Origin of the sequence: Moorena sp. SIO4A5 (genome assembly GCF_010672005.1) — a bacterium.
Lineage (GTDB): Bacteria > Cyanobacteriota > Cyanobacteriia > Cyanobacteriales > Coleofasciculaceae > Moorena.
Genome location: NZ_JAAHHZ010000218.1, coordinates 5,041 through 8,193 on the forward strand (window position 1 = coordinate 5,041; position 3,153 = coordinate 8,193).

At 44.1% G+C, this 3,153-nt stretch carries 1 protein-coding gene; it reads right to left on the minus strand.

What is annotated here, in order from left to right:
- Positions 1–2,711 (minus strand): caspase family protein (locus tag F6K57_RS32715; RefSeq protein ID WP_293072181.1); only part of this gene is annotated, 2,711 nt, incomplete at its 3' end.
- Positions 2,712–3,153 lie beyond the last annotated feature (442 nt).

Below are 3,153 nucleotides of genomic sequence, written 5' to 3' on the forward strand. Positions count from 1 at the left end.
GTCTGGCCATCCCGGCTGAATCTGACGCTCCTGACCGAGTCATCATGCCCGATGAGGGTTCGGATTACCTTGCCTGTCTCTAGATTCCAGAGTTTGATGGTCTTGTCACGACTACCAGAAGCCAAGGTCTGGCTATCCCGGCTGAAACTGAATCTCGTGACTCTGTTAGTATGCCCCTGCAAGCGGTTGCCTTTGCTGGCTTCATCAAGAACTTTGTGCAGGGCACTAATCACCTTTTGGTCCGATGCCTTGTGTTTTTGTAGGATTTTTCCTGCCTTAATCACCTCCACCAAAGCCTCCATGTCTTTATATTTAGCAAACAGAGACAAAGAAGAGCGAGCGAGAGAATTGGCTTGAGTAATTTCATAGTTTCTCCATTGCATCCAAACGGCAGCATAGAAAATCATTGCCCCCAGAACTGAGCCAGCGATGCTCCAACCCACAATTGTGTTACTGCGTTTTTTTCTAACACTGCGCCGCACGAAATCAACTTCTACCTGGTTAAACCAGTTGTCCTCACAATTGAGTTCTTTATTCAATACATCGAGATAAGGATTGGCATTCCAAAGAAATTGTCCGGATGATTGTTTTTTGCTTTTAACACTTTGCCACTCCACCGCTGCGGTCGTCAACCGCCGTTGTAGAAGTAAATTTTCCTCATCTAAATGTTTCCACTCCAGCAACCTTTGCCAACCCCTTACCAAAGCATCATGGGCAGGTTCGACATAGGGATTCCCCTCAGCATCTTGTCCTTCTACTAATAACCGTGCTGTGGTAAAATTCTCAATTACTTCCTTAACTAAATCATTTTTCGCTGGTGGATATTCCAATTCTGATAAAGGTACGCGCCTACGGGCTAATTCACCCCCACCTAGTGCCACCATCCGCAGCATGACATGACGGATTACTTGCTCATAAGCGGGATTTTCTTGAACTAGCAAATGATACTCTTTATCTGCCCTTTGAGTTAGCGATCGCATTACTCCCCCCAATTCTTGATAATCGGCTTGAGTCAAGGCCCGATCAATAGTAATACCCCTGTATTGTGCCTCCCGTTGCCGCCTTAAATACTTGAGGAATAATTCACTCAAGGCAAAAGAAAGCAAGGGCAATGCTCCCGGCATATCCGCCACTTCATCAATTAATTTTTCTACTAATTCGTGGGGCTGAAAATACATCACCCGTGCTTGAGCCGGTTTCTCGATTGCTTCGTTGAGTTCCCCTCGTGTCATGGCCGGTACAATAAATCGTCCACTTTGCCAAAGATTTATCAGTACCGTAGTTTCCAATTGATTTAGTACTTCCGGTGCCAACTTTAAGCCCACATCTGTGATTTGGGGTTCAAAGTCAGACCGTAGGGTTAATATTACCCGTAATTTATCCCCATGGGCATTTATGGCTGTGAGTATCTGTTGGAAAAACTCTTTACGCTGATCATAGTTTTGACAGAGTGTAATAATTTCTTCGCTTTGGTCAATAAACAGTAATAACTTAGAGTTGGGGTTATTTTTCGCCCAAACATCAATGCTCATTGCCAAGTTATGCTGTGGGTTTTGTGGCTCAACATTAGGTAACTTAGCATTACATAGCACATTATTTAACCCTTGCAAGGGAGTCTCACCAGGACGGATGGCTGGCAAAATACACCATTTATCGGTATTATATTGCCGTAGTTTGGGAATTAATCCTGCCTTGACCAAGCTAGACTTACCCGAACCAGAAGCACCCAACACCACTGTCAGGGGATTAGCTTTGACAAAATCTTCTAACTTTTCTACTAGTAATGTTCTACCGAAAAACAGTGAACTGTGTTTCTCTTCAAAGGACTTTAAACCGCGATAGGGATTTTGTGATTGATCCAAAGGTGGTGCTGGTGGTAAATTAAGTTCATGTCCGGGAGAAAGAAAGATATACTCGCCTTTATCGTGTTTGTTTAAACACCAAATACCGGGCGTTTGTCGTATCCGGCATTTTTCTGTGGGAATTTCGACTCTATCCCGTAAATGTAAATATAATTCGGTGGCTGTAATTACCCCATCTCCAGCCGGTTTGCCATTCGTAGCAGGAGGATAGATATCTGCTGCACCTTCGAGAGCTTCTAATAATGCCGCCGCAAAAGGGGAATGATTACCGACTTGACTGCGTTCGCTATCTAAATTAAAGTTATCTAAGGCTTTTTGGTCAGAAGCTGAAGAAGTAATGATTTGCCAGGCTGGGTCAGTAATAAAACGGTCGTATCGTTCTTGGTGAATTACTTCTGGCGATGTGAGTAAATCCCTAGTACTCGACCAACGGAAAGCACCAGCAAAACAGCAGTCGAGGATACCCAAGAAATGACGACAGGGTAATTGACTTAAAGCATCGTGTAACTTCGTCATGGGCAGATAACTATTAGTATCCCCCAGGGATGCATCTTGAGGAATTAAGTAACCAGCCGGGCCATCATCCCCATTGAGAGCGACTCCATGACCAGCAAAGTAAAATAATAAGCGGTCATTTTCAGTGACAAGTTCTGGTAAGGTATGGGATAAAAATTTGTTAAAGTTAGACAGAGTTGCCACTTCGTCTAGGCATTCCCAGACTTCGTAATCATGCTTTTTGCGGAGAATTTCCACTAGTTTTTTGGCATCGTTTACGGCAGTGTTCAGGGGAGAAATGCCGTTTCTGTAGTTATTGATACCGATGATCAAGGCGAGATTGCGGGAAAACATGTTCTGCAAAAAGCACTTATAAAGATAAATTGAATACTAGTGATTAGTAGTATCCCATTTTGGCAAATATATCTTTTTATAGCAGTCGCCAGGGCAGTTATAACATGACAAAAGTCTCAAACCTAAGTAAGCGCAAGAGTTTGACTTGCGGACTTGCGGACTTGCGGACTTGCGGACTTCTGCTATATGTGGGCGGTATAATCACGCTCACACAGCAGTGGGATGCTCCCTATTTATTCCCCAAGATAATCTTTTGACTTTACGCAGAAATTCTTAGTTTCGTAATAAATCTTTACATACGGCGGTTTGCATAACTATCAGGTACACAGGATTTTTTCCCCTCTTCCCTCTTCCCCTCCTGGGAGGGGTTAGGGGTGGGTTCCTCTTCCCTCTTCCCCTCCTGGGAGGGGTTAGGGGTGGGTTCCTCTTCCCTTACTAAGGG